Origin of the sequence: Idiomarina solivarensis (genome assembly GCF_033052755.1) — a bacterium.
Classification (GTDB): domain Bacteria; phylum Pseudomonadota; class Gammaproteobacteria; order Enterobacterales; family Alteromonadaceae; genus Idiomarina.
In genome coordinates this window covers 150,540-176,451 of record NZ_JAVFHZ010000001.1, presented here as the reverse complement: position 1 = coordinate 176,451, position 25,912 = coordinate 150,540, and the positions used below count along the sequence as shown (strand labels likewise).

Below are 25,912 nucleotides of genomic sequence, written 5' to 3'. Positions count from 1 at the left end.
AAGGCTAATTACTCAATTCTGACGGTGTCGTCTCATGAAGAACCATTGATTGATCAAAGTACAGTTTATTACGTTTAACTTTTGGATTACGTTCTAAGCTACTTAAAATATAGTCTCTCCAGGCGTTGTCGCTATATTTTGAAAGCTTTATGAGAATATCATTCGGTGTATTCGGATTGCTGGCTAAGCTAAAATCAGTTCCAACTTGACCTTGAATAGCATATAGCGATTCAAGAACATCCCTTGGTGTAGAAGGGTTTCTCGCGATCCTGTTGTCTATCTCGTAGCCGAAGCCTGATTGAAAACCGACGAGTTCTCTCAACCTTTCTGGCTGAGTTGCAGGATTAGCGGAGTCCAAAAGTGCATTTTTCTTCTCAACAGAGCTTCCGACCGAGTACGCGGCAAGACACATCAGAATAGCGGTTATTAAGGCGTAGCTAATTACTTTTACCCGCTCCGCATTGATAGATGCTCTAATGAGTTTATAAATTGATAAGGTTAATAGTGCCCAGAGTATCGCACTAGTAATGAACGCGAAGACAACAACAATACCAGCCTGAGCGTCGATAACAATGTCCGTCAGGTTAGCTTCAAAGTTGTATTTGGTAAACGCAATTGCAAAGCTAATAATAGTAGCAATCAAAATTGTATGTAGCTTATTGAGCTTTATAGAAAATTCCATTTTCGTTCCTCATTGAAAGAAGTCGCTTTCACTTCCCAATATGTATTAGCTTAACTAGCATTTCACTAATAAATGTAAATTACCATCCAAATGGCACACTGATTACGCTCATGAAAACGTTCACCTGAACTCTTCAAATGTTCCGGCAAGACTCATTAGCGTGTTCCGTCTCGCTCACAGAATGTTCCAAAAGCTCCGCATACCCACCGAGCAATATTCCCTTCTGCTATACTCAAGCATAAGTACAAAAAGAGACCTTAGTCATGCCTTATTGCCGCACCCAATTTAAGCTTGTGAAGCCAGAGCAGGTGGAAAACGTGCTTACGTCGCTTACGCAAGAATGCTTTGTTGGCGGACAAGCTGCTTACCAATTAGACGATGGTTCTTTCTCGGTTGATGCCGGGGAAAACGATATTCGGGCTATCTATGATGAAGAGAATGCCGCCATAACATTCTTCTGCCGTTACCAACGGGATATGAACTTTTACGATAAGAAACTGATGGCTTTTGCCACCAAGCATTGCATTGACACCAAACCTTGCACCGCCTCATCTGAATATTGAACAGCGACCACTTGCCTTGATGCGAGCAAAAAAAGCCCCGCGAGGGCGAGGCTTTGGATTCAAAAATCAGTGTTTAAGGTAATTCGAAATACTGTCTATGGCGATGGATACGGCAAAGTTTTCCGTCACAAAACTCTAATTTTAGTGTGTTGAAATAAGATGCACCTATATAAAACTGCCAAAGATCCTTTTTCTCAAATTGAACAAACCCAACATTATGAAAAAGTGGACTTATCATTACATCGAAACCACTTTCGGTTGCCAAAAATTGTTCCATTTCTGGATTAGATTTGATTTGTATAAAAACCCCTTGCTTATTCCCAGCAAGCTCCCCAAAAGCAACATCCAATCGGTCATAAATCTCTTTCTTTGTATCACCAATTTTAAAACCATACCCAGAACCAGAAGTTAATGTATCGTTGATGTAAGTGGCCCAAAGATATATCGGGTAGGCTAGAATGATAATAACTAATCCAATTACTAATCCTTTTATTGACATTTAGTGCTCCTCCCTAAATTCGACTCTGTTATGCTGATTTGCACCCGGTTGATTAGCTCCATTGTCTACCTTCGCAGAACCTCCATCAGCTCTGTGCGCTATTGCACCCGCTGCTGAATTACTGTTTACACCACCTTGGATAATTGGGACTGCACTATACTCTTGACCGCCCTTAACTGAATCAGCTAATGACGCTACTTCATTATCGGGCGCATCTATTTGCCTAAACGTGGAATCAGAGCCATCTTGACTCAGACTTTGCCAAGCAGCTGAATCAGTCTGAAAAGTTCCTGCTGAAAAACCTTCTGTAGTTGCATTTACCTCTCCCATGGTATCGTTCCCTACATCACCATAAGATCTTACGATACCATTCGGATCACCCAAGAAGTCTGCATCATGAACAATAAAATTATGGTTTCCTGCGCTACCCAAAATGCCGTTCAAAGGTCTACTTACTAAGAAAGAATCAAAACCATCTGGGTCTACATATTTATAGGGATTGTTATTAGCGTATGAATAACGATTAAACCCGTGAATATCACCTTTTCTCAAATGACCGAGCGTATTCAACGGATCATTCGAATAAAATCGCCCAATCACCGGATCATAGTATCGTGCCTGCATATACATTAATCGACAGTACGATCCATAGTGCATAGTAAAAAAAATTTACGTTAATCCAATCTCTTAGCAGTATAGTCTAGTTCTCGATGCCTCTCCAATTGAGCACCAAAAACAAAGCCCCGCGAGGGCGAGGCTTTGGATTCAATTTGATTTATTTATATCCGCGAGTTTGCACGCTTAAATAGGAAATTGATACCAAGTAGGGGGATAAATGTAGTGAAAGCTAGATATTTTAAATCGCCTTGCAACAATCCACCTGCATAAACAAAAATGAAAAGCGTCCCCCACAAAAGCACAACTTTTACGCTAGATTTGGAATCATCTCCAGTATTTGCACTCGCTTTTTTTAACAATCCAAAGCAGAAAAACGGATACAGGATTGATTTTGCAATTAGTACCAATTGCGACGAGGCGTCACTATTTTTCAAAAAATTTTTGTAAAAGTAGTACATATTATACACCCCAGCCGAAAAGAACGAGAAAATCACTAATCTTGCAGGGGCTTCAGTATAAAAATTTAAAGTTTCTTTATTTTTGATAGTCATACATTACTCAAAAGTTTTCTTTATTTTGTCTACTGCCTGTTTGACAGCGTCGGAAGTTACTTCTCCTTTAAACTCAACACCTACCGAGGCAGCCAAGCCGACTTTTCCATTGGGCTCGTCAAAGCTAGCTTGGTTTTTAACATCTCCATTAAGGGTGTTCTCCGACATTACTTCTCCTCCATAGGAAATCGCACCAACAGTTACATCAGCAGTCACCGCAATTTCGGATTTAGAAGAGTCTTGGGCAATTTCACCGCTCTGCTCAACAGTCAAACTAGGCTTTACTCCAACCCCGATTCCTAGCCTAGGCCCAGCCGTATACGCCGCACCAACCTCTAGAGTTTCAGTGTCAAAACTTACCGAAAAGCCTACTCTGGCTCCAGCAAATAGCATTGCTTCACCGGTTAATCCCAAGGATATTTTTTCTTCACCTGTGGGGTCAGTATACTTATATGGATTGTTTGCCACATATGAATATCGATTGAAAGTGTCAATTTCACCTGTAAATCCAACAGGATCATTGGAGTAGAAGCGACCTATCACTGGATCATAGTATCGTGCCTGCATATAAACTAAGCCGGTATCATCGCCAACATGGCCGGTGTAGCCTTGTTTATTCGATGGACTATTTGTATCACCCACTTGAGCAACGGCTTCGCCATCAAGCAATATTTTATAGCTACTTTTACCGTTAATTTCGGTCATTAAAAGCGTACCTTCGCGGCTGTACACAGTTAGTCGCTCAGTACTCCCTGAACCGATCACTAGACGATGTCCGAGGGACATCATATTCGTAACGGTTCGAACCGATACTAGTTAATTGACCCGCAGTATTGTAACTTAAGCTAAATTGGCTTTAGACATACGTCGGTCAGTCGTTCGGTTTACTTTCCGCTATCCATGCTTCAATTTCATTAAACATTTTACCACTCGAAAACGGCAAGCCATGGTAATCGTCATAAATGACCAGTTTGTGCGGGTGATTAATAGTAGACAACTTATTTGCCAGAGCCTTTGCCTGCTCAACTGAAACTCTTTTGTCTTTTGAGCCATGAAGTATAAGAATGGGCACGCTGCGAGGTAGATCTTTCACCCAGTAAATTACAGATCGTTTTGTTATCTCCGAATCTCTGTTACTCGTAAAGTTCGGCACCCTATAAGCTAAAACTTCTTCCATTTCAGGCCTTTCCTCAAGTGACTTAAATAAGTCAGAGGGTGAGCCGATCACGGTTAGTGACTTTATGTTATCAAGCTCTTTCAGTGAGAGAAAAGCCGACATGCCGCCTCGACTCATGCCAACCATATGAATTTGATTTTTATCTACATAGGGCAACTGAGACGCTATATGAACGATATTAGTAACATCTTTTACATCCCTGCCTCCAAACTCATCGACTTCCTCTCCCGGCCCGTCTCTGAGCTCCATTCCTCCGCGGTACTGAGTTGCTAAAACGACAGCTCCTATCTCTGCTATGGGTTTCAGATGCAGGAATATATCAGAGTAGGTTAAAGCACCAAAACGACCGTTACCCCCTCGATTAAAAATGACCGCAGGCAATTTTTTTTCCTGTTCGATATTAGGAGTTAACAGTATGCCCCCAACAGGATACAGGCCACTTTTATAGACAATGATCTTGCAAGTGAAATTGGCTCGTAGATCTTGGAATTCTTTCTTATTTACTTTCGAACGCAAGATACTCTCGAGCCTATTTCGTTTTGCTTTGCCGTAATCATTCGAGTTAATTTGCGAGTTAATAAAGCCTTCATAAGTATCGCCAAAGCAATCTTTCTCCCTAAGAATACCATCGGACGGGTTTGCTAAGGCGTATGCTGAGAATACTAATGTCATAGATATTAATGCTAATTTTGTGATTCTAGTTATCATTTTATTAACCGTGGATGATTGCTTTTTATTAGCGTTATAAGGTTATCTGACTAAAGATACCACCCTTAGTTCTTTACCAGTTTCCCTATAACTTGCCTGTCTTGTCCAAAAATGCTTACTATTAACCATCTCAATATCATCGCTTTTACTAGACAGGTGCGACAATGCCAGAGAACTTAAAGCTTTATGAAGCTGTGATGCTGCTTGCGCTGTGCGAAGAAAAAGGAACCATGAACGGTGCCTATGTTGAATATGCTACCGCTGGTGCCATTGCCGCAGAACTATTAATGCTTAAACGTATAAAAGTAGAACATGACAATAAAGAGAAAGTCGCTGTGGTTGATGACAGCTCTACAGGTGATTCTCTATTGGATGAGGCCTTAACCATGATTTCCGAATCTAAACGGCAACGTAAATTAAAAGACTGGGTTCAAAAACTCGGTGGTATTAAAGATCTTAAACATAAAGTTGCACACATGCTTGCTACGGACGGCATTGTCGAGGCAGAAAAGGTAAAGGTGCTATGGCTATTTAAGCGCCGGGTGTATCCAGAGGTTACCCCAGAGCCGGAACAGCAATTGCGCCAGAAAATGCGTCACGTGGTACTCAGCGATAACGATGAAATTGAACCACGAATCGCTATCGCCGTTGCTTTGGCCAATAGCGCAAAGCTTTTACCGCAGGTATTCAGCAAACAAGAGCTGAAAGACCACAAACAGCGCATTAAGCAACTGGAAAGCGGTGAGCTCGTTTCTAAAGCGGCGAAAGAAGCGGTTCAGGCTATTGAAGCCGCGGTTATGATAGCGGCTATTATGCCAGCTATCACCGCGGCAACGGTAACCTCGAGCCCAAGCTCTTGCTGAGTTAATTGGCAGAGGTCCCTACGATTTTTTAACAAATACCTCTAAGAACTTTAACGCGAGTGGGTTCTTTTCTATTTGTGCGCTAGTCAGGCTGTTGATTTCGTGTCGCAGGCCATCGGTATTGCCAAGCGCGACTAAGGTTAATCCTGAATCTGGTGCTTTTAGTAAAAGTGCGGCATACGCATCCGGCCACCAGCCGCCGTGCCATACAAGCTTATGGCCATGCCAGTTCTGAACAAACCAACCATAGGCATAAGGCATTGGGTTACCCTCTCCATTCTTGGCTGGCGTCCACATTGTATCTCGCAAAGCTGCCGGGAGAATTCGTTCTTCGTCCAAAGCGATGGAGTAATGTGCAAGCGCTTTGGCGCTGGCGATAATCCCTGAGCTAGCGTTCAGTTCAGTATTCGGTAATACCGAAGGCGCAAGTCCATCTGACTGTTCCGAAGCATGGCGAAACGGTGGTGCAATATGCGTGAGTACTTCACCTCCGGAAGGATCGCGCCAGCCAGCGGCTATTCCTTTTAATTTTGCCGGTGCAATGACGTATTTCGTCATCCAATAACGCCAGCTTTTATCTGTATTCTCCTCTACCCAATTGGATAGGCGACCAAACACAACGGGATTGTAGAAGAAACTTGTACCAGGCTCTCCCTGCACTTGATGTTGGAGCACGTGACGCAGCGTTATCACCTGGTCGCACTTTAACTCGGGTATCTCGTGGCCATTATCCAGAGTACCTCCGCCGAAAATGCTTCCGCTTGTCGTTAACCACTCACACCGCCCGTCCCAGTCACTCAATGTCGTAAAGTCCTCATCGAGATCAATGTGTCCATCGGCTTCCATAGCCAATAACGTAGCGCCCGTGAACGTCTTTGTAATAGACGCCGCAAGGTACGATGTGTTTTCTGTTGTAGGCTCTTCTGCGTCGTGGTCCTGAAATCCGATACCTTCAAGCATAATAATTTCGCCGTTGTCTACGATTGCAACGGACAAGCTTGGAATTTGATTATCGATACGAAAGTCTTTGAGATAAGACCGGAATGATTCGATCTTCTCTTTAGAAATCTTCGATTGTGCTGACGCTTCACCTACTGATAAAAATACGAGCGTAATCGCCAGCAAATAACAATTTACTGTTCTCATGATATTTTCCTACGCGGTGTTGTTTAAAGACTGGAGCTAGCGGCTGCTAGCTTCTTTTTTCCAAGAAAGGGAATACTGGGATAAAAATACTTTTGTGCTTTGAGTACAGCGATAACGTTAGCCAACATGACTAAAACGGCATAAGGAATGACAGCGATAAAAAACAAAAAGCCAAAGCCTTTGATACTCAGTAGTGCAATAAAAGCAAGAGCATAAACCAACGTCATCGTTATCTGGAAGTTAATGACTGCCCGCCCGTGTAAATCATACAGTGGGTTATCTTCGCGCTTATGGATCCATATAAACAAAGGGCACAGGATGTTTAAAAACGGCAACACAAAACCAATAAATGGGGATGAGTGCATTAGTAACAGCCACTTTGTCTGAATATTTTCATCACGCGGGTTATCCAGCTGCAATAAGTCATCGACATCCAATTCGAGGGCGGCCGCTAACAGCTTCACCGTTCGTAAATGGGGAGTAACTTCGCCTTTTTCTAAGCGCTGAATAGTGCGAATGGTTACCATGGTTATCTCTGCAAGTTGCTCCTGCGAGAACCCTTTTAATTTCCGTTGGTAAGTTAAACGTTCTGCGAATTTAGTACTTTTCATTATTATATTCAGCTCTATTGCCCGATAGTTCGAGTAAAATCTTACCTAAAAGCACCCGACATCGTTACGACATTACTATGTCATGTACCTGTCATTCGCTTTAATCAATCAAACACACAACCAATATAACCACTAATATACCGATTGGAACGGCCCTAAGCTATAAACCTGAAACACAGGGCGCGCAGACTTTTTGTTTTTTAACTTTGTTTTAACAACTATACTCCTTACAATACTCTTTTAGTTCCTGACACAGGACGTTAAGAGTGCCCTGCAGGACGGCTCAAGGCTTTGACTTATGCTACTCATTGATGCACTCATCAGGTTTTCAGCAATTGGCTTTTTACTGCTCATGACAGTAGCGGTCATTCGGGATTTGCCACGCTCAACCCGATGTTACTTAATGATTGCCACGAATCTCTGTCTGGCAAGCTTTCTGCTTGGCTCTATGCCGAGTGAATTTGCCCTTCCTTCTCTCTGGCAAATTCCGTTTCGGTTATTAGACACTTTACTGCTACCAGTCACCTGGGTATTTGTATTAACACTTTTTCATCGAAACCTTCGGTTTGGGGTGCTGCATTTAGGTATTTTTATCGCTGTCAGTGGTTCCATACTCGTGGAACGATTCGTCTGGCTAAGCTGGCTAGACGAGTTACCACAGTGGTGGTCGGTTGTTGTCAATACACTGGCGCTTGGCCTGGTGACACATATGATGCTCGTTACGTTACTCGGCCGTAACGATGACTTAATTGAAACACGCCGAAAATATCGCCTCTATTTTTTATTCATTATTACTGCATCGATGCTTCTCGCCATTCTGGTCGGCTCTGTTTGGTTGCGCAGCTCACAGCCGACAATATATGCCCTCAGTGTCTGGTTGCCGATTTTTTCCATGGCTCTTTGGGTGCTAAAAGGTGACCGCTCAGCGCTGACTTTTTATCGCGATACCGCTCGCAAAAATCCCTTATCAGTAGCCGATGAACAAATACTGTTTAAGCTCAATGAATTAATGAAAAAGGATAGGATTTATTTAAACGAGACGCTTACGACCCGTGCTTTGGCTCAAAAATTAGGTGTCGCAGAACATAAATTGAGAACGTTAATTAACACGCAGACCGGATTCAACAACTTCAGTCACTACATCAACTCTTTCCGATTAAAAGACGTAATAAATTGCTTCTCATGCAGAGACAACGATCACCTTCCCATCTTAACCATTGCATTGAATCATGGCTTTAACTCGTTACCGCCTTTTAACCGAGCCTTTAAAAAAGAAACCGGAATAACCCCGTCACAATTTAGGAAAAACCAGCAAGATTTTCGAAATTGATGTGATATTTTTCATAATCGACCAGCTTTCACACCCCGGGTTCTCTACTCTGAGTGTACTTATCAGAACAAAAGGTTACTTACTATGAAGGCTGCTAATTTTAAGAAAGCCAGTTTACTGTTATTTATTATATTGCTTACTGTCACCGCCATAGCATTCGCTGTCATGTACAACCAAGTGAATCGAGCCTGGGGCGAGTATATCCCTGTAGTTGACACCTCCTCTTATGAGAGAACCCAGGGCGTTTATGCAATAAGTCACGCTAATGTTCTCTCCGAAAATGGACAACATATGGTACCTAATCAAACGGTCCTGATTAGAGAGGGAAAAATAACTGAAATTGGTAGTGACTTATCTATACCCAATGACGCGGAATTAATTGATGGAACAGGAAAGTTCATTATACCCGGACTCATCGATGCACACGTGCACTTATGGCAAAGCCCTAACGATTTACTTTTGTATTTAGCTAACGGTGTGACGCATATCCGTGAGCTGAATGGCAGCAACGAACATCTGCAATGGCGTGAAGAGATTGTCGCAGGAAGACCGGGCCCAGACTTATTCGTAGCAACCCGCCGACATAATAGTTCCACCGGTATCGCCAGCATATTCGATCGCTGGGCAGCGAAAGTGAGCCCTGTCTCCAGCGTTGAAGAAATACCTGAGTTAGTCAGTGAAATTCAAGCTGAAGGTTACGATGCTATAAAAATATATACCCTTTTAAATAACGAGCACTTTTTCGCTTTTAACCGCGCTGCTCAAGCAGAAGGCATCAAGATTTTAGGGCACATCCCCAATAACTTACCACTTACCCAACTTTGGTCATCAAATCTAAAAGAACTGGCGCACGTTGAAGAGCTTGTAAAAGCACTAGACCGAGAGTTCGGCGGCTATACTCGTGATAATACCGCGGCGTTCCTGCAGTTCGTTGAAGAGCGCAGCCCCGAGATCATGAACCGCCTTAAAGAGAACGGTATGGCGATCGTTTCAACCCTGGCACTTGTCGAAAGTATTCCCGAGCAGAAAATGAGTGTGGAAAGTGCACTCAATCATGTTCAGTCCGACTATGTAAACCGGGGAATTGCCGAAGCTCTACACCCCAGCATTAAAGTCATGGGCTGGCTTCCCGAGGTGAACATCTACCGACTACCGGCGGACTACCCCGAAAACCTTATTCAGGGCAATCAGCGTTACTGGAAAGCCTATGCAAAGGCAAATCAGATTATTTTACAAGCGATGCGAGAACATCAGGTGAGAGTTCTTGCCGGAACCGATGCAAATGTGCCAGTAATAGTACCAGGGTTTTCAATGCATGATGAGCTTGTCGCTTTGACTAAAACCGGATATACACCGGCAGAAGCTCTGAAAAGTGCTACGGTTGAGGCCGCGATGTGGATGGGTTTAAAAACAGGGGTGATTGCCAAAGGTTACCAAGCCGACCTTCTTATACTCAACCAGAACCCGCTGAAAGATATTAACAACACGAGAGCAATTTCAGATGTCATATCTAACGGTCGTTGGTATTCGGGTAGCGACACTAAAAATATGCTGAAGGCAGTTCGCAGGGCAAACCAGTAACGGATAGCGACGGCTTGAGTGGCTAGCAATTCTCATTAGATTAGTTTGGGATGTGGGGTTTTACTTGTTTTCCTCTCATTTAAATGTTTTATTAACAAAAAAATATGAGGATAATAAATTGAATAAAGCTATCATCATCCTTTTGCCAGCCATACTCCTTAGCGCTTGTGGTGCAACTCAACCCGAACCTTATGAAAAAGATGTTAGCCCCAAAAATAGACAAGAATACAACGGAATCGAAGGTATGGCGCAATATCAAAAAGATCAGAACTATTTGATGGATAAAGAACTAGCAGATAAATGCGCGGCGGCTAGGATGGAGCTTATTATTGCTGAATCAGAAAACAACACTAATGAAATTAAAAAGCAAAAAGCTCTAATAGAAGACACGTGTGTATAACAAATTAAGCTGTTGTAGCCTTTTGTAATATGTCTTTTTCCGTTTCAACATCACGCAGACGCTTCTCAAGCTCACGTATTCTCAGCTGATCGGCCGTCATTGGTGTGGCTTTGGGTTACTCACCACCGCGTTCCTTTCTGAGGTGGCCAAATTTAGTTTGCCACTACATTGCGCTGTGCGAAGAAAAAGGAACCATGAACGGTGCCTATATTGAATATGCTACCGCTGGCGGCATTGTGTCAGAAGAGAAAGAAAAGTCCTTTGGGTCTTTGAACGCCAGGTTTATCCAGAAGTAAACCCGGAACCTGAACAGCAGCTGCGTCAGGCAATGCGTCATGCCGTACTGAGCGATGGCGACGAAGTTGAGCCACGAGTCGCTATTACCGTAGCTTTAGCCAATAGCGCTAAGCTCTTACCCCAGATATTCAGCAAGCAAGAGCTGAAAGATCGTAAGGAGCGCATTAAACAGTTAGAAAACGGTGAGCTCATTTCCAAAGCCGCTAAGGAAGCCGTTCAGGCCATTGAGGCTGCAGTGATGATAGCGGTTATTATGCCTGCTATAACGGCTGCAACGGTGACGTCTAACCCGGGTGCCTGCTAGGCAGAAACTCATGTTGTATTAACAAAACTATCACTTACAATGCTGCTTTAATTTCTGACACAGGACGTTAAGAATGCCCTCTTCCAATATCACACTAAAATTATTGCTACTTTTTTTTTGCTCGACCTTATTCACTGGATGCGCGTATTCTCCAGATAAAGAAGTAACTGATTCCTCCATTCCAACATTAGATGGGCCAAGATACGGCCACGCCGCAGTAGCTGCCAGTGAAAATATTTATATTATTGGTGGCTCGAATAAAACGGGGGATCTGTCTAGTATCGAAATTATCGATCCTAAAACCAAAAGAACAACAGTTTTGCGAGACAAGGTAATACCTCGCCGATATTTAACCGCTGTGTGGGATGGAAAACATTCAATTTACATATTTGGTGGTATAAGCCGACAAAACGGTCGGTTTTGGCAAGAAGGAACGGTGGAGATTTTTAATACCTATACACACGAAGTAACCACCACTACACCAATGCGAGTGCCCCGACGATTTAACAGTGCGGTGCGGTTAGGCAATAAAATTTACGTAATAGGAGGCTCTGTTTATTATCCTAAAGCTATTGAAAGAGGATATGAACTGCGCGCCACATCGCTGGTCACTGCCTTTGATTTAAACACTAAAAAATGGTCCCGACTAGCAAACTTACCAGTCGCAAGAGACACTCGGGCATTCACCTTTAACGACAAGGTTTGCACTGTAGGCGGTTACGATAACTTTAATAGTTTCCCTGTATTTGATTGCTATGACCCAACCACTGGAAGGTGGCAGTTAATGCCAGATGCTCCCGATTCTGTCAGCGCGCATTCTGTCGCTGTTCATAATAACAAGCTATACGTGTTTGGTGATTACAATAACCTTGATCAGGTTTTAATGTATGACTTCACGGGTGATACTTGGTCATATCTTGATTTGCCCTATAAGGCCAGTCGACATAATGCGGCTGTCGTGTTTGGCAATGAGGTATTCGTGACTGGCGGCAATACCGATAGCTCTGGTCCATTCTTAGATGATATTCAAGTGTTTTCACTGCCATTACAGTGAAACATAACGGTCAGTTGGTCTGTCTAAGGCAAAGAAGGAGGATAACTCAGATTAATTAAATCTTCTTTTACCGAAACTTTTAACCATGTTTTGCCGTATTGCTAGATACATTTAATAATTTGAGGCAATCATTAATGTTTGGACTTTTTAAGTCAAACCCAACGAAAAAAATGCGCAAAGAGCTAAAGCAGTTGCAAGAAAAAGCAATGGAAATGCAGCGTAACGGGAACATTCGCGATAGTTCCCATATCAGCCAGAAAGCAGACGAGCTTTGGAGTAAGATTCAGGCATTGGAAAGTCAGAGTAAGTAAGTCGCATCAAATATCTGTTTTAATTTTCACCCCAAATTACGCATAAAAAAAGCCCAACATCAAAGTGCTGGGCTTATTTATCTGATTCGCTCATTAGCTAGCTTTTCAGCTCACCTGACGATGACTCAATATGAGCACGGACGAACCACTGGAACTGCTCCAACTCGGCTAACTGACCTGTCAGCATATCTTCCGAAACCGGGTCAAGTTCAGAAAGCTTATCAATCGCTTTCCTGTGATCGGAGTTTATACCGTCATAGACTTTATTAAGTGCGCCTAAATGCTCTGTGACCAGACCCTTGCCAATTGAATACTCATCCCAGGTTCTACGGTCAACAATTGACTTAGGAGTGCCAACTGGTACTCCTCCCATTGTCGCAATCCGTTCTGCGATGGTATCGGTCATTTCCCGAACGGCATCAACCTGAGGATCTAGCATTTCATGCACACCGATAAAGTTCGGCCCGACCACATTCCAATGAATGTGCTTCAGAGTAAGTTGTAAATCGATAAGCGCAACCAGCCGGTTGTCGAGTAAAGCGATAGTATCTTGCGCTGCCTGGTTATCAACGCCAGGAGCAGTAAACTCAGCCACTTTCTGTGTATTGTTGGCGTTACTCATTGTTCCTCCTAATGCTTATTTATCTACTACTTACTACGCACAAAAGTGGCGAATGGATCGAAAAAAGGGAGGTCACCCTCCCTTTTTTATTCATCCAACTTGCCTATTAATCTATTTTAAAAGATTTGGGCTGTGGTGACACGGCTAGCCTCAACCTGTATGCCACCAGTGATATCGTTTGCGAATTCACCGGAGACCGATACATAATCACCCTTAGAAACTTGTTGGAAGCCTATGCTATCGAGAAGGTTAGTCGATAACTGTGACACATCAACGGTAACCTGCTGAATACCACTATCAATGGTAAATTCGTCTGCGGTATCGTTTACTGAGGTAACGGTACCGTTAATATCGACAGGCCCGGAAGTGTCCATGGCAATAACGTCCAGGCTAATATTGGCCTCGCCTGACTCTTCATCTGCCGCACTAGCGTAGAAGTAGCTATCCAAGTTTTCTACATAAACGCTAGAGGCTTCTATTTTAGCGTTCTCAGCGAAATCGTCATCAACTTCACCATAAACGGTAATTTTATCGCCACTTAACAGGGCCGAACCTTCATTGGTGTACCATTCCCAGTCATCCATCTCGACCGTGATATAACCTTGACCGTAATCCAAAGTAAAATGCTCGGCTGAGGTTGTTGCGACCTCACCAGATATGGAAACCCAGGTTTGATCGGGCATTGTTTCAAAATCTTTCGCTTGTACAGAAAATGCAGCTGCAATAGCTGACGCAATAAGTGCCGTGCGTAACATAATTTCCTCCTAAATCTTGAGAAAAACTCGTACTGCACTTAATACATACCAATTAACTGACTAATTAGATCAACTTTTTAGATCGTTTTTAAACATTTCTTACTTCATGCGCCGTAAAAGAAAACAAAAAACCCGGCTCAAGGCCGGGTTTTGATAGAACGTTTGGCGGGATTATTTCCAGCCGGTTTTCTCTGCAAGCGCTTTTCCGATATCGGCTAAGCTGCGTACAGTCTGAACGCCTGCTGCCTCAAGTGCAGCGAATTTCTCATCAGCAGTACCTTTACCGCCGGCAATAATGGCACCAGCATGGCCCATACGTTTGCCCGGAGGTGCAGTAACACCAGCAATATAAGAAACAACCGGCTTAGACACATTGTCTTTAATGTACTCTGCCGCTTCTTCTTCTGCTGTGCCGCCGATTTCACCAATCATAACGATAGCTTCGGTCTCTGGATCTTTTTCGAACAATTCCAGAATGTCGATGAAGTTAGAACCCGGAATAGGGTCACCACCGATACCAACACACGTTGACTGACCAAAGCCAGCATCTGTTGTTTGCTTAACCGCTTCGTACGTTAATGTACCTGAGCGTGACACGATACCCACTTTACCTTTCTTGTGGATATGGCCAGGCATGATACCAATCTTACATTCGTCCGGAGTAATAACACCCGGACAGTTTGGACCGATCATGCGCACGCCTTTGTGCGTCAGATATTCTTTAACGTACAGCATATCCAGCGTAGGAATACCTTCAGTAATACAAACAATCAGTTCGATACCAGCATCTGCCGCTTCGATGATTGAATCTTTACAGAAAGGAGCCGGTACGTAGATAACTGATGCGGTTGCGCCAGTTGCTTCTACGGCTTCGCTTACTGTATTGAATACAGGCAGACCTAAGTGTTCCTGACCACCTTTACCAGGTGTCACACCGCCAACCATTTGCGTACCGTAAGCAATAGCTTGTTCAGAGTGGAAAGTACCCTGACCGCCAGTAAAGCCCTGACAGATAACTTTGGTATTTTTATCGATCAAAATGCTCATTATTGACCTCCTGCCGCAGCAACAACTTTATCAGCAGCATCAGATAAGCTCTCTGCAGCGATAATGTTCAGGCCACTTTCTTTCAGTTTTTCTCTACCCAGTTCCGCGTTGTTACCTTCTAAACGGACAACAACCGGCACTTTCACGCCAACTTCTTCAACAGCGCCCATGATACCTTCAGCAATCATGTCGCAACGTACGATACCGCCGAAGATGTTAACCAATACGGCTTTAACAGAGCTGTCAGATAAGATGATTTTGAACGCTTCAGAAACACGTTCTTTGGTCGCGCCGCCACCAACGTCCAGGAAGTTAGCTGGTTCACCGCCACTTAATTTAACGATGTCCATTGTACCCATCGCCAAACCAGCACCGTTAACCATGCAACCAATGTTGCCATCCAGTGCGACGTAGTTCAGCTCCCATTTGGCCGCTTCTGCTTCACGCGAGTCATCTTGTGACGGATCGTGCATTTCACGGATTTTAGGCTGACGGTACAACGCGTTGCTGTCAATGCCAACTTTCGCATCAAGACAGTGTACGTTGCCTTCGTCAGTGATAACCAATGGGTTGATTTCCAACAGTGCTAAGTCGTACTGTTCGAACATTTTCGCCAAGCCTAAGAACACCTTAGTAAATTGCTTAACCTGATCTGGAGTAAGACCCAGTTTAAAGCCTAATTCACGACCCTGGTAAGGCTGTGCGCCAACTGTAGGGTCAATTTCAGCTTTCAAGATTTTTTCAGGGGTTTCTTCAGCGACGGTTTCGATTTCTACGCCACCTTCGGTTGAAGCCATGAACACGATTTTGCGTGAAGCACGGTCAACAACAGCACCTAAATAAAGCTCGTCAGCGATGTCAGTGCAGCTTTCAACTAAAATCTTAGCAACCGGCTGACCTTTCTCGTCGGTTTGGAAAGTAACTAAGTTTTTACCTAACCACTGCTCTGCGAATGCACGAACGTCGTCTAAACTTTTTACTAACTTCACGCCACCCGCTTTACCGCGGCCACCAGCGTGAACCTGACATTTAACAACCCAAATGTCGCCACCAATACGTTTTGCTGCTTCTACTGCTTCATCTGCAGTGTCACAAGCAAAACCTTCAGATACTGGCAAACCAAACTCTCTAAAGAGTTGCTTACCCTGATACTCATGCAAATTCATGATGCTCTTCCGATTCGTTGAAACAACTAAAGCAGCGTCGTGCTGCTTACCCGAATACCGCGCCGAATTTTAACTTGCTCAGCGCTTAATTAACAGCCGCAAGCTCAAATAAGCGTTGCGGCTGGGTTCTCAGCGTCTAGATATCCAGGATAAGACGTTGAGGGTCTTCTAGTAACTCTTTCACGGTAACCAAAAAGCCTACCGATTGTTTACCATCAATGATTCTATGGTCGTAAGAAAGAGCTAAGTACATCATTGGCAAGATTTCAATCTTACCGTCAACCACCATGGCGCGTTCCTGGATTTTATGCATGCCCAGAATAGCGCTTTGTGGTGGGTTCAAAATAGGTGTTGAAAGCAGTGATCCAAATACGCCACCGTTGGTAATAGTGAAGTTACCGCCCTGCATTTCATCCATGGTTAACTTTCCGTCACGGCCTTTAATGGCTAGGTCACGGATACCATTTTCCATGTCGGCAATGCTTAGACGATCAGTATCACGTAATACCGGCGTTACCAGACCACGTGGTGTAGAAACCGCAATGCTGATGTCGAAGAAGTTGTGATACACAATATCGTCGCCATCAATAGATGCGTTCACGTCAGGGAAGCGTTTCAGCGCCTCTGTTACCGCTTTGACATAAAAGCCCATGAAACCAAGACGCGTACCATGTGTTTCTTCAAACACATCTTTGTATTTCTTACGCAAGTCCATAATAGGCTTCATGTTGATTTCGTTAAACGTCGTCAACATAGCCGTGTCGTTCTTCGCTTGCAACAAGCGCTCTGCAATACGCTTACGCAGACGCGTCATTGGCACACGTTTTTGATCGCGGTCACCTGAAACGGCTGGCTGCGAAGACTGCTGTTTGCTACTGCTGTCAGACGATTTAGATGAAGACTGACCTTTAACGTGTTTTTCAACGTCTTCCTTAGTGACGCGACCGCCTTTGCCCGTACCTTTTACGTCACTTGGCTTAAGACCGTGCTCGCCTAACAAGCGACGTACTGCCGGACCGGCTACTTCGCTGTCGCCTTCATCTTTGTTTTCTTCAGAAGACTTAGACTTACTGTCATTAGACTTTTTATCTTCAGACTTATCACCTTCAGATTTGCTTGCACTATCACCACTTGAAGCGCCAGCCTCTACAATACCAATGACATCATCAGCGCTAACAGTGTCACCTTCTTCGTGCTTAATTTCAGCCAATACGCCATCAGCAGGAGCCACGACTTCGAGAACCACTTTATCGGTTTCTATATCCACCAGGTTCTGGTCGCGTTTGACTGAATCACCAGCTTTTACGTGCCAGGTTGAAACAGTGGCATCTGAAACAGATTCAGGCAGCTGAGGAACTTTAACTTCCATTTTCTCGCCTGAACCTTTCTTGTCCGAGTCTTTCTTATCAGACGAATCCGATTCTTTTTTCTCAGACTTATCTGATTTCTTTTCTTTTTTGCCATCATCCGAATCTTTATCTTCTGACTTATCGTCAGACGAAGACCCGCCGTCACCTTCTTCAATTTTGCCGATGACTTCTTCGGCGTTTACCGTTGTGCCTTCTTCGGCTGTAATTTCGCCGAGAACACCGTCCGCTTCCGCAGTTACTTCAAGCACTACCTTGTCGGTTTCGATGTCAACCAGATTCTGGTCGCGAGACACTTTATCGCCAGGTTTTACGTGCCATGTTGCAATAGTTGCATCTGCAACAGACTCGGGTAATTGAGGAACTTTAATATCAATCGCCATGGTTCATCTTCACCTATTTAATGGTTAGCGCTTCGTCAACAAGATTTTGCTGCTGCTTGTTGTGCTCTGAAATGTATCCGACCGCTGGTGCGGCTGACGCACTGCGACCACGATAAGACAACTGAGCTCCTTTCGGAATTGCGGCCCAGAAATGGTGCTGGCTACTATACCATGCGCCCTGGTTCTGAGGCTCTTCCTGACACCAGACAAAATCTTTAACGTGCTGATAATCTTTCATAATGTCTGCCACTTCTTCTGCAGGGAACGGATAAAGCTGTTCAATACGAATGATGGCAACATCTTCTTGTTCGCGTTCGCGACGTTCTTTCAGTAAATCGTAGTAAACTTTACCGGAGCAGAACACCACGCGTTTTACCTTTTTCGAGTTCAGATCATCGATTTCACCAATCGCGTTCTGGAACCCGACATCCGCCAAATCTTCCATTTCTGAAACGGCTAACGGATGACGTAATAAGGATTTAGGCGTCATCACTACCAGCGGTCTGCGCACAGGGCGTAAGTGTTGACGTCGGATCATATGGAATACCTGAGCGGGCGTTGTCGGCACGCAGACTGACCAGTTATGATCCGCAGACAATTGCAGAAAACGCTCCAGTCGGGCTGAGCTGTGCTCTGGCCCCTGGCCTTCGTAACCGTGAGGCAGTAATAAAGTGAGGCCGCACAGGCGCCCCCACTTTTGCTCACCAGAACTCAAGAACTGGTCAATCACTACCTGAGCGCCGTTCACAAAATCACCGAACTGGGCTTCCCACATTACCAGAGATTTTGGCTCTGCTGTCGCGTAACCGTATTCAAAAGCGACAACCGCGGCTTCAGATAAAACCGAGTCATAGATTTCCATCTGCCCTTGCTCTGATCCCAGATTATTCAAAGGCATATAAGTTGAGCCATCTTCCTGATTATGCAGAACCGCATGGCGGTGGAAAAAAGTACCTCGACCACTGTCCTGCCCGGTCAGGCGAATATGAGTACCGTCATTGACCAAAGTGGCGTAGGCTAAGGTTTCTGCAAAACCCCAGTCCATGGACTTTTCGCCCTTCGCCATTTTTCCACGTTCCTGATAAACCTTAGCAACGCGAGAGTTCAGCTTGTGTTCTTCTGGATATTGAGTGATTTTCTCACCCAAATCTTTCAATTTTTCCGTTGAAACTTTGTAGTCATACTCAACGTCCCAATCGTTACCAATATACGGAGACCAGTCAACCGAGTGCTGACGCATAGGACGGTGCTCATCAACCACCACTTCGCCTTTATCAAGAGCGTCGCGATAGTCTGACACCCACTGTTTCGCCGTGTCTTCATCAACAATAGAGTTCTTGATTAACTGCTTGCCATAAAGCTCCCGAGCAACAGGCTGCTCTTTCACTTTAGCGTACATCAGTGGCTGCGTTGCGCTTGGCTCGTCGGCTTCGTTATGCCCATGGCGGCGATAACACACCAAGTCGATAACCACATCGCGTTGAAACGCGTTTCGATAGTCCAACGCCAATTGGGTGACAAATACGACCGCTTCTGGATCGTCTGCATTTACGTGGAAAATGGGTGCCTGCACCATTTTTGCAATATCAGTACAATACTGAGTAGAGCGCGCATCTTCCTGTTTCGATGTTGTGAAACCCACTTGGTTATTAATGACAATTCGAACGGAGCCGCCGACACGGTAAGCTCGGGTCTGTGACATATTAAAGGTTTCTTGTACCACGCCCTGACCAGCAACCGCTGCGTCACCATGAATGGTAATAGGCAGTACTTTTTTACCTTCCGGGTCTTTCAGGCGATCCATACGCGCACGAACCGATCCCATAACCACTGGGTTAACAATCTCAAGATGAGATGGATTAAACGCTAGTGCCAAGTGAACATCGCCACCCGGAGTTGCGTAGTCAGATGAAAAGCCCATGTGGTATTTAACGTCACCGGAGCCTTTGCTGCTGTCATGTTTACCCGCAAACTCATCAAATAAGTCTTGTGGTTTCTTACCCAGAACATTCACTAAAACGTTCAAACGCCCACGGTGCGCCATGCCAATAACCACTTCTTTGGCACCTTGCTCACCCGAGCGCGATATTAATTCTTTTAACAACGGAACCAGACTGTCACCGCCTTCCAGCGAGAAACGTTTAGCCCCCGGGAATTTTGATCCCAGATACTTTTCCATTCCGTCAGCTGCAATCAGCTCTTTAAGAATTTTGGTCTGTTGTTCTTTTTCAAACTTAGGCTTTCCAAGAACACCTTCCAACCGTTGCTGAATCCAGCGTTTTTCTTCGGTTGAAACAATGTGCATGTACTCAGCACCAATAGAGCCACAATAAATATTTTCTAATGCCTCGTGAATATCACTCAGCTTCATTGTGTCTTTGCCGACGGCTAAAGACCCCACATTAAACTCACGTTCTAAATCATCTTTACTTAAATCGTGGAAGTTTAATGATAAATCAGGAACGGTCTCTTGTTTCCATAAACCGAGAGGATCGAGATTGGCATGCTGATGACCGCGGAACCGGTAAGCATTGATTAGCTGTAAAACTTTGACTTGCTTCTGATCGGCGGCAGTCGTGCTGCCTGTTTGAGATTGCTTCAGCTTATTTTTCGCAGCTTCGCGGAACTGCTCTCTCACTTCGCTGAGTTTGGTATCAACAATGTGATTCTCTTTCGGCAACGCATCGAACATTTGACGCCATTCATCACTGACTGCCGTCGGATCATCCAGATACGCCTCAAACATTTGTTCAATGTAGGCAACGTTACCACCGGCTAGATGCGATGTTTCTAACCATTCACGCATTACACCATCTTGCATTGCGTTTCCTTCACCTGAATAGATAAACCGTTTTTATAAAAAAATAGCCACCCTTTGTGGGATGGCTATCCACAACATCAACCGCTTGAACTGACGCACCAATCTAACAAGTTAAACTGCGCGGTTCAAAAGCATCGATTTAATGTGTCCAATAGCCTTCGTCGGGTTCAATCCTTTCGGACAAACGTTGACGCAATTCATAATGCCATGACAACGGAAGACACTAAAGGCATCGTCCAAGTCATCTAAACGTTCGTTTGTTGCCGTATCGCGGCTATCAATTAAGAAGCGGTAAGCCTGCAAAAGCCCCGCAGGTCCGACAAACTTATCCGGATTCCACCAGAACGACGGGCATGAACTTGAACAACAAGCGCATAAAATACATTCGTACAGACCATCAAGCTTAGCACGCTCTTCTGGTGACTGCAGTCGCTCACGCGCCGGTGGTGTTTTATCGTCGTTAATAAGGTACGGCTTTATTTTCTCGTACTGCTGATAGAACTGACTCATATCAACAATTAAGTCACGAATAACCGGCAGCCCTGGTAATGGACGAATCACGATTTTACCGCCTTTTAAGGCAGAAGTTGGAGTAATACACGCCAAGCCATTTTTGCCGTTCATATTCAGACCATCTGAACCACAAACGCCTTCACGGCATGACCGCCGGAACGCCAACGATGGATCCTGCTCTTTCAATTTAATAAGCAAATCCAGCACCATCATGTCCTGATTTTCTTCCACCTCTAGGGTGTAATCTTTCATGTACGGCGCGTCATCAACATCCGGGTTGTAACGATAAATCGAAATATTCAATGTTTTCATCGTTGACCCCTCTATTAGTACGTGCGAGCTTTCGGAGGGAAAGCTTCGCGCAGTTTCGGTGCCATATTCACCTGACGAGTCACCATGTCTTCACTCTCCGGACGGTAAACCGTGTGAACCAACCACTTATCATCATCACGTTCAGGATAATCTGCACGACTATGAGCACCGCGACTTTCTGTACGGAAGTTTGCGGCAACGGCTGTCGAGAAAGCAGTTTCCATCAGGTTATCGAGTTCCATACATTCAACACGTTGCGTATTAAACTCTTTGGACGTATCGTCCAGGCGAGCATGCTTTAAGCGCTCACGAATTTCTTTCAATTCTTTAAGGCCATCGGCCATTGAGTCGCCTTCGCGGAATACCGAGAAGTTCATTTGCATGCAGTTTTGCAAGTCTTTCTTAATTTGTGCAGGGTCTTCACCTTTCTGAGTGTTTTCCCAACGGTTAAAGCGAGACATTGCTTGTTCAACGTCGTCTTGAGAAGATTCACGAGCTTCACTGTTGGCAGCTAACGTTTCGCCTAAGTGCATGCCTGTTGCCCGGCCAAATACGACCAGGTCAAGCAGCGAGTTACCGCCCAAACGGTTTGCACCGTGCACAGACACACAAGCAATTTCGCCACAAGCAAACAGACCTGGAACAGGTTTTGTTTCACCCTTGTCGTCAACCGTCAAAGCCTGACCATTAACGTCTGTTGGAATACCGCCCATCATGTAATGACAGGTTGGAATAACAGGAATAGGTTCTTTCACCGGATCGACGTGAGCAAAGGTACGTGCTAAGTCGCAAACACCAGGAAGACGACTTTCCAGCGTTTCTTTACCTAAATGGTCAAGCTTCAGCTTAAGGTGCGTACCCCATGGCCCGTCACAACCACGACCTTCACGAATTTCAGTCATCATTGAACGCGCGACAACGTCACGCGAAGCAAGATCTTTCGCGTTAGGTGCGTAACGTTCCATGAAGCGTTCACCGTCTTTATTCAGCAAGTAACCGCCCTCGCCCCGGCAACCTTCGGTCACCAAACAGCCAGAACCAGCGATACCCGTTGGGTGGAACTGCCACATTTCCATGTCTTGCACTGGCACACCGGCGCGCAGTGCCATGCCAACACCGTCACCCGTATTGATGTGGGCGTTCGTGGTTGAAGCAAAAATTCGTCCGGCACCACCAGTCGCTAATACAACAGACTTAGCTTTCACATAGTAAACTTCACCGGTTTCAATATTCAGTGTTGTCACACCAGTAACTGCGCCGTCTTGATTCTTTACTAAGTCCAGCGCGTACCACTCAGAAAATACCGTCGTATTATTCTTTATATTTTGCTGATACAGCAAATGCAACATGGCGTGGCCGGTGCGGTCTGCAGCTGCTGCAGTACGTGCAGCCTGCTCGCCACCAAACTCTTTTGACTGGCCACCAAATGGGCGCTGATAAACCTTGCCGTTTTCAAAGCGTGAAAACGGTAAACCCATATTTTCTAATTCCAGAACAGCCTCTGGGCCGGCCTTACACATGTATTCAATAGCGTCCTGGTCGCCGATATAATCAGACCCTTTAACCGTATCGAACATGTGCCATTGCCAATCATCTTCGTGCGCATTACCTAAAGCAACGGTAATACCACCCTGAGCTGAAACCGTGTGAGAGCGCGTTGGAAACACTTTGGACATCAACGCACAGCTCATTCCCTCTTGGGAAATTTGCAATGCTGCTCGCATGCCGGCACCGCCAGCACCAATCACCACTGCATCAAATTCTAAAGTTTTAACGTTCACTTAAACACCCCACAGTACGAATAAGCCAGTGAGCCAAACAGCGATAAGACCAACGCTGAAAATTAATTGGATAAAAGCTCTTAAACCCGCGGCTTTCACGTAGTCTGTTGATACCTGCCAAATGCCAATCCAACCGTGAACTAACACAGCAGACAATGCCAGCATGGTAGCGACTTTCATCCAGATATTGGCAAACAAGCCATTCCACACTTGATAAGTTACATCTGGCGTAGAAAGGAAGAACCCTGCCATGAACAGAGTGTATAGAACCAATACAATTGCGCTGGCTCTCAGTAAAATGTAGTCATGAGTACCACTGCGACCAAAAGTAGCTGCTGCTGTTACCATAGCCAAACTCCTACTAGTACGGAAAGAATGATAGAAAGGACGAATGAAACGTTCGCGCTAATTCTTCCCGAGTTGAGTTCTTCCCAGTAGCCCATGTCCATCATTAAGTGGCGAAGGCCAAGGATTAAGTGAAATCCTAGCGCTGTCAAAATACCCCAGCCAATGAATTTGGCAATAAAGCTGGTCATGATATTCTCAACCTGAGCAAAGCCTTCGGGACCACTCAGTGATACAGCAAAAGCCCAAGTCAAAAATGCCAGAGAGAACAGCATAACCACACCGGAAATACGATGCAGTATGGATGCTTTGGCAGCGGCAGGAAACTTGATAGTTGATAAGTCTAAATTAACAGGTCTTTCTTTTTTCACGATAGATTGCCTTTTAATAAAGCACAAAAGAAATGCAATTTTCGTTTGCGCGACACAGATACATGCCACCAATACGGCGCAAAGTATATCGAGCCAAACCATTAATTACAACGACAAACTCATAATTGAACGGTCAACAAACACCTTGTACTACTAAAGTCTAACGTAACTCGATAATTGTTCAATCTTAGTAATCTTTTCGTCATGTTTATTACGTATCTTTGACTATAATTGGTTCATGTTCCCCGATTAAAATTGACATTTAAGGGCATGATCGAGTTAAATTAGCGCACTTTTTCAAAGTAGACAGTGAGGAGAATTCCTTATGGCTGATCGTAAAGCCACTTTACAGATTGACGGCCAATCCATTGAATTGCCGGTACTTTCACCAGCGGCAGGCAAGGATGTAGTTGACGTCCGAACTCTGGGTAAACATGGTTACTTCACCTTTGACCCTGGGTTCCTGGCTACAGGCTCTTGCGAGTCGGCTATCACCTACATCGATGGTGAAAACGGAGTTTTACTACACCGCGGTTACCCCATTGGCGAACTAGCGACCCAAGCAGACTACTTAGAAGTTTGCTACATGCTGTTACACGGTGAAGCGCCGAATGAAAAGCAATATAATGAATTTAAAGACACCATTACTAAGCACACCATGGTGCATCAGGGAATCCATAATTTCTTTAATGGTTTCCGTCGCGACGCACACCCAATGGCAATGTTGTGTGCGGTAACCGGCGCTTTATCCTCATTCTATCACGATGATTTAGATATTCATGATCCCGATCAACGTTTACGCAGTGCTTATCGCTTAATTGCTAAAATTCCAACAATTGCAGCCATGGCGTATAAATTCAGCATTGGTCAACCTTTCGTGTATCCACGTAACGACCTCGGTTATGCAGAGAACTTCCTGAACATGATGTTCTCTGTGCCAGCTGAAGACTACAAGATCAGCCCGGCAGTTGCTCGTGCAATGGATCGTATCTTTACTTTGCACGCCGATCACGAACAAAACGCATCAACCTCAACGGTCCGCCTTGCAGGTTCATCAGGCGCAAACCCTTACGCCTGTATTGCTGCCGGTGTTGCTTCTTTATGGGGCCCTGCACACGGTGGTGCCAACGAAGCGTGCCTGCGTATGCTGGCTGAAATTGGTTCAGTTGAGAATATTCCAAAATACATCGAGAAAGCGAAAGATAAGAACGACCCTTTCCGCTTGATGGGCTTTGGTCACCGCGTTTACAAAAACACCGATCCACGTGCAACCGTTATGCGTGAATCTTGCCACGAGGTACTGAAAGAACTGAACCGTGACGATCCGTTACTTGATGTTGCCATGGAACTTGAGCGTATCGCGCTAGAAGACGACTACTTCATCGAGAAGAAACTCTTCCCGAATGTTGACTTCTATTCTGGTATCGTTCTGAAAGCAATTGGTATTCCTACCAATATGTTCACCGTTATCTTTGCACTGTCACGTACCGTTGGCTGGGTTTCTCACTGGCACGAAATGATGGGCGAAGAAAACCAGAAAATTGGTCGTCCTCGTCAATTGTATACTGGCTATACAAAACGCGAGTTTTCGCCGATTAAAAAGTAAGAATATTCAGTCTTACGAAGGCGCTCAATTGAGCGCCTTTTTTTGTGCCTCACGCTAATTAGTTTCAGTACATCGCTTTTCACCCCTTACAGAACGTGCAACTGCCCCTCAATTTCTTTATACTACGT

27 protein-coding genes are annotated in these 25,912 nt (G+C 44.7%); 9 read left to right on the top strand and 18 right to left on the bottom strand.

Annotation, left to right across the window (positions count from 1 at the left end):
* Positions 1 to 4: 4 nt before the first annotated feature.
* Positions 5 to 682, bottom strand: coding sequence for a hypothetical protein (locus RBK99_RS00820; protein ID WP_317502751.1), 678 nt, complete (start codon positions 680 to 682; stop codon positions 5 to 7).
* 263 nt (positions 683 to 945) lie between these two features.
* Here RBK99_RS00820 and RBK99_RS00815 point away from each other — a divergent pair, with 263 nt between their 5' ends.
* Complete coding sequence (locus RBK99_RS00815; RefSeq protein WP_317502750.1) at positions 946 to 1,245, top strand: hypothetical protein; 300 nt, start codon at positions 946 to 948, stop codon at positions 1,243 to 1,245.
* 73 nt (positions 1,246 to 1,318) lie between these two features.
* Here RBK99_RS00815 and RBK99_RS00810 read toward each other — a convergent pair whose 3' ends face one another.
* The 5 genes from RBK99_RS00810 to RBK99_RS00790 form a co-directional block, all read right to left on the bottom strand.
* Positions 1,319 to 1,744: a hypothetical protein gene (locus tag RBK99_RS00810; RefSeq protein WP_317502749.1), complete on the bottom strand. Its 426-nt coding sequence runs from the start codon at positions 1,742 to 1,744 to the stop codon at positions 1,319 to 1,321.
* Entirely contained in the window at positions 1,745 to 2,368 is a 624-nt protein-coding gene (locus RBK99_RS00805) for an RHS repeat-associated core domain-containing protein (protein WP_317502748.1), read from the bottom strand.
* Positions 2,369 to 2,523: 155 nt separating this feature from the next.
* Entirely contained in the window at positions 2,524 to 2,913 is a 390-nt protein-coding gene (locus RBK99_RS00800) for a hypothetical protein (RefSeq protein ID WP_317502747.1), read from the bottom strand.
* A 3-nt stretch (positions 2,914 to 2,916) separates the two neighbouring features.
* Positions 2,917 to 3,618 (bottom strand): RHS repeat-associated core domain-containing protein, encoded by a 702-nt coding sequence (locus tag RBK99_RS00795; RefSeq protein WP_317502746.1) that lies wholly within the window; start codon positions 3,616 to 3,618, stop codon positions 2,917 to 2,919.
* 166 nt (positions 3,619 to 3,784) lie between these two features.
* Positions 3,785 to 4,762 (bottom strand): alpha/beta hydrolase family protein, encoded by a 978-nt coding sequence (locus RBK99_RS00790; protein WP_317502745.1) that lies wholly within the window; start codon positions 4,760 to 4,762, stop codon positions 3,785 to 3,787.
* A gap of 200 nt (positions 4,763 to 4,962) precedes the next feature.
* Between RBK99_RS00790 and RBK99_RS00785 the strand changes: the two genes are divergently transcribed.
* Positions 4,963 to 5,661, top strand: a complete 699-nt coding sequence (locus tag RBK99_RS00785) for a GOLPH3/VPS74 family protein (RefSeq protein ID WP_317502744.1) — start codon at positions 4,963 to 4,965, stop codon at positions 5,659 to 5,661.
* A gap of 18 nt (positions 5,662 to 5,679) precedes the next feature.
* On the opposite strand, the gene RBK99_RS00780 is transcribed toward RBK99_RS00785, so the two are convergent.
* The gene (locus RBK99_RS00780) at positions 5,680 to 6,807 is read right to left on the bottom strand and encodes a serine hydrolase domain-containing protein (RefSeq protein WP_317502743.1); all 1,128 of its coding nucleotides are present in this window, start codon (positions 6,805 to 6,807) and stop codon (positions 5,680 to 5,682) included.
* Between the two features lie 23 nt (positions 6,808 to 6,830).
* Positions 6,831 to 7,418 carry a magnetosome magnetite crystal formation protein family gene (locus RBK99_RS00775; RefSeq protein WP_317502742.1) on the bottom strand — a complete coding sequence of 196 codons (588 nt, stop codon included), beginning with the start codon at positions 7,416 to 7,418 and terminating at the stop codon, positions 6,831 to 6,833.
* A 298-nt stretch (positions 7,419 to 7,716) separates the two neighbouring features.
* Here RBK99_RS00775 and RBK99_RS00770 point away from each other — a divergent pair, with 298 nt between their 5' ends.
* From RBK99_RS00770 to RBK99_RS00745, 6 genes are all read left to right on the top strand, one after another.
* Positions 7,717 to 8,748: a helix-turn-helix domain-containing protein gene (locus RBK99_RS00770; protein WP_317502741.1), complete on the top strand. Its 1,032-nt coding sequence runs from the start codon at positions 7,717 to 7,719 to the stop codon at positions 8,746 to 8,748.
* Between the two features lie 84 nt (positions 8,749 to 8,832).
* A complete protein-coding gene (locus RBK99_RS00765) occupies positions 8,833 to 10,329 on the top strand; it encodes an amidohydrolase family protein (RefSeq protein WP_317502740.1) in 1,497 nt (498 codons plus the stop codon).
* A 118-nt stretch (positions 10,330 to 10,447) separates the two neighbouring features.
* A complete protein-coding gene (locus RBK99_RS00760) occupies positions 10,448 to 10,729 on the top strand; it encodes a hypothetical protein (protein ID WP_317502739.1) in 282 nt (93 codons plus the stop codon).
* Between the two features lie 214 nt (positions 10,730 to 10,943).
* Entirely contained in the window at positions 10,944 to 11,330 is a 387-nt protein-coding gene (locus RBK99_RS00755) for a GOLPH3/VPS74 family protein (RefSeq protein ID WP_317503347.1), read from the top strand.
* Positions 11,331 to 11,403: 73 nt separating this feature from the next.
* Complete coding sequence (locus RBK99_RS00750; RefSeq protein WP_317502738.1) at positions 11,404 to 12,384, top strand: Kelch repeat-containing protein; 981 nt, start codon at positions 11,404 to 11,406, stop codon at positions 12,382 to 12,384.
* Positions 12,385 to 12,518: 134 nt separating this feature from the next.
* Positions 12,519 to 12,695: a DUF6435 family protein gene (locus RBK99_RS00745; protein ID WP_317502737.1), complete on the top strand. Its 177-nt coding sequence runs from the start codon at positions 12,519 to 12,521 to the stop codon at positions 12,693 to 12,695.
* Between the two features lie 97 nt (positions 12,696 to 12,792).
* Here the strand turns inward: RBK99_RS00745 and dps are convergent, their stop codons facing one another.
* The 10 genes from dps to sdhC form a co-directional block, all read right to left on the bottom strand.
* Positions 12,793 to 13,317, bottom strand: coding sequence for a DNA starvation/stationary phase protection protein Dps (gene dps / locus RBK99_RS00740; protein WP_317502736.1), 525 nt, complete (start codon positions 13,315 to 13,317; stop codon positions 12,793 to 12,795).
* Between the two features lie 116 nt (positions 13,318 to 13,433).
* Entirely contained in the window at positions 13,434 to 14,072 is a 639-nt protein-coding gene (locus RBK99_RS00735; RefSeq protein WP_317502735.1) for a NirD/YgiW/YdeI family stress tolerance protein, read from the bottom strand.
* Between the two features lie 171 nt (positions 14,073 to 14,243).
* The gene (gene sucD, locus RBK99_RS00730; RefSeq protein ID WP_317502734.1) at positions 14,244 to 15,119 is read right to left on the bottom strand and encodes a succinate--CoA ligase subunit alpha; all 876 of its coding nucleotides are present in this window, start codon (positions 15,117 to 15,119) and stop codon (positions 14,244 to 14,246) included.
* Positions 15,119 to 16,285 (bottom strand): ADP-forming succinate--CoA ligase subunit beta, encoded by a 1,167-nt coding sequence (gene sucC / locus RBK99_RS00725; RefSeq protein WP_317502733.1) that lies wholly within the window; start codon positions 16,283 to 16,285, stop codon positions 15,119 to 15,121. The genes sucD and sucC overlap by 1 nt, the downstream gene beginning before the upstream one ends.
* A gap of 136 nt (positions 16,286 to 16,421) precedes the next feature.
* A complete protein-coding gene (odhB, locus tag RBK99_RS00720) occupies positions 16,422 to 18,035 on the bottom strand; it encodes a 2-oxoglutarate dehydrogenase complex dihydrolipoyllysine-residue succinyltransferase (RefSeq protein WP_317502732.1) in 1,614 nt (537 codons plus the stop codon).
* A 13-nt stretch (positions 18,036 to 18,048) separates the two neighbouring features.
* On the bottom strand, positions 18,049 to 20,856 hold the full coding sequence (locus RBK99_RS00715; protein ID WP_317502731.1) for a 2-oxoglutarate dehydrogenase E1 component: 2,808 nt from the start codon (positions 20,854 to 20,856) through the stop codon (positions 18,049 to 18,051).
* 111 nt (positions 20,857 to 20,967) lie between these two features.
* On the bottom strand, positions 20,968 to 21,681 hold the full coding sequence (locus RBK99_RS00710) for a succinate dehydrogenase iron-sulfur subunit (protein WP_317502730.1): 714 nt from the start codon (positions 21,679 to 21,681) through the stop codon (positions 20,968 to 20,970).
* A 14-nt stretch (positions 21,682 to 21,695) separates the two neighbouring features.
* Complete coding sequence (gene sdhA / locus RBK99_RS00705) at positions 21,696 to 23,462, bottom strand: succinate dehydrogenase flavoprotein subunit (protein WP_317502729.1); 1,767 nt, start codon at positions 23,460 to 23,462, stop codon at positions 21,696 to 21,698.
* Positions 23,463 to 23,810, bottom strand: coding sequence for a succinate dehydrogenase, hydrophobic membrane anchor protein (gene sdhD, locus RBK99_RS00700; protein WP_317502728.1), 348 nt, complete (start codon positions 23,808 to 23,810; stop codon positions 23,463 to 23,465).
* Positions 23,804 to 24,178: a succinate dehydrogenase, cytochrome b556 subunit gene (gene sdhC, locus RBK99_RS00695; RefSeq protein WP_317502727.1), complete on the bottom strand. Its 375-nt coding sequence runs from the start codon at positions 24,176 to 24,178 to the stop codon at positions 23,804 to 23,806. The genes sdhD and sdhC overlap by 7 nt, the downstream gene beginning before the upstream one ends.
* A 325-nt stretch (positions 24,179 to 24,503) precedes the next feature.
* Here sdhC and gltA point away from each other — a divergent pair, with 325 nt between their 5' ends.
* On the top strand, positions 24,504 to 25,784 hold the full coding sequence (gltA, locus tag RBK99_RS00690) for a citrate synthase (RefSeq protein WP_317502726.1): 1,281 nt from the start codon (positions 24,504 to 24,506) through the stop codon (positions 25,782 to 25,784).
* Positions 25,785 to 25,912: the final 128 nt, after the last annotated feature.

Coding starts and splice junctions, on each gene's coding strand:
- RBK99_RS00820 (WP_317502751.1), bottom strand. CDS start 682: ATGGAATTTTCTATAAAGCTCAATAAGCTACATACAATTTTGATTGCT.
- RBK99_RS00815 (WP_317502750.1), top strand. CDS start 946: ATGCCTTATTGCCGCACCCAATTTAAGCTTGTGAAGCCAGAGCAGGTG.
- RBK99_RS00810 (WP_317502749.1), bottom strand. CDS start 1,744: ATGTCAATAAAAGGATTAGTAATTGGATTAGTTATTATCATTCTAGCC.
- RBK99_RS00805 (WP_317502748.1), bottom strand. CDS start 2,368: ATGCAGGCACGATACTATGATCCGGTGATTGGGCGATTTTATTCGAAT.
- RBK99_RS00800 (WP_317502747.1), bottom strand. CDS start 2,913: ATGACTATCAAAAATAAAGAAACTTTAAATTTTTATACTGAAGCCCCT.
- RBK99_RS00795 (WP_317502746.1), bottom strand. CDS start 3,618: ATGACCGAAATTAACGGTAAAAGTAGCTATAAAATATTGCTTGATGGC.
- RBK99_RS00790 (WP_317502745.1), bottom strand. CDS start 4,762: ATGACATTAGTATTCTCAGCATACGCCTTAGCAAACCCGTCCGATGGT.
- RBK99_RS00785 (WP_317502744.1), top strand. CDS start 4,963: ATGCCAGAGAACTTAAAGCTTTATGAAGCTGTGATGCTGCTTGCGCTG.
- RBK99_RS00780 (WP_317502743.1), bottom strand. CDS start 6,807: ATGAGAACAGTAAATTGTTATTTGCTGGCGATTACGCTCGTATTTTTA.
- RBK99_RS00775 (WP_317502742.1), bottom strand. CDS start 7,418: ATGAAAAGTACTAAATTCGCAGAACGTTTAACTTACCAACGGAAATTA.
- RBK99_RS00770 (WP_317502741.1), top strand. CDS start 7,717: ATGCTACTCATTGATGCACTCATCAGGTTTTCAGCAATTGGCTTTTTA.
- RBK99_RS00765 (WP_317502740.1), top strand. CDS start 8,833: ATGAAGGCTGCTAATTTTAAGAAAGCCAGTTTACTGTTATTTATTATA.
- RBK99_RS00750 (WP_317502738.1), top strand. CDS start 11,404: ATGCCCTCTTCCAATATCACACTAAAATTATTGCTACTTTTTTTTTGC.
- RBK99_RS00745 (WP_317502737.1), top strand. CDS start 12,519: ATGTTTGGACTTTTTAAGTCAAACCCAACGAAAAAAATGCGCAAAGAG.
- dps (WP_317502736.1), bottom strand. CDS start 13,317: ATGAGTAACGCCAACAATACACAGAAAGTGGCTGAGTTTACTGCTCCT.
- RBK99_RS00735 (WP_317502735.1), bottom strand. CDS start 14,072: ATGTTACGCACGGCACTTATTGCGTCAGCTATTGCAGCTGCATTTTCT.
- sucD (WP_317502734.1), bottom strand. CDS start 15,119: ATGAGCATTTTGATCGATAAAAATACCAAAGTTATCTGTCAGGGCTTT.
- sucC (WP_317502733.1), bottom strand. CDS start 16,285: ATGAATTTGCATGAGTATCAGGGTAAGCAACTCTTTAGAGAGTTTGGT.
- odhB (WP_317502732.1), bottom strand. CDS start 18,035: ATGGCGATTGATATTAAAGTTCCTCAATTACCCGAGTCTGTTGCAGAT.
- RBK99_RS00715 (WP_317502731.1), bottom strand. CDS start 20,856: ATGCAAGATGGTGTAATGCGTGAATGGTTAGAAACATCGCATCTAGCC.
- RBK99_RS00710 (WP_317502730.1), bottom strand. CDS start 21,681: ATGAAAACATTGAATATTTCGATTTATCGTTACAACCCGGATGTTGAT.
- sdhD (WP_317502728.1), bottom strand. CDS start 23,810: ATGGTAACAGCAGCAGCTACTTTTGGTCGCAGTGGTACTCATGACTAC.
- gltA (WP_317502726.1), top strand. CDS start 24,504: ATGGCTGATCGTAAAGCCACTTTACAGATTGACGGCCAATCCATTGAA.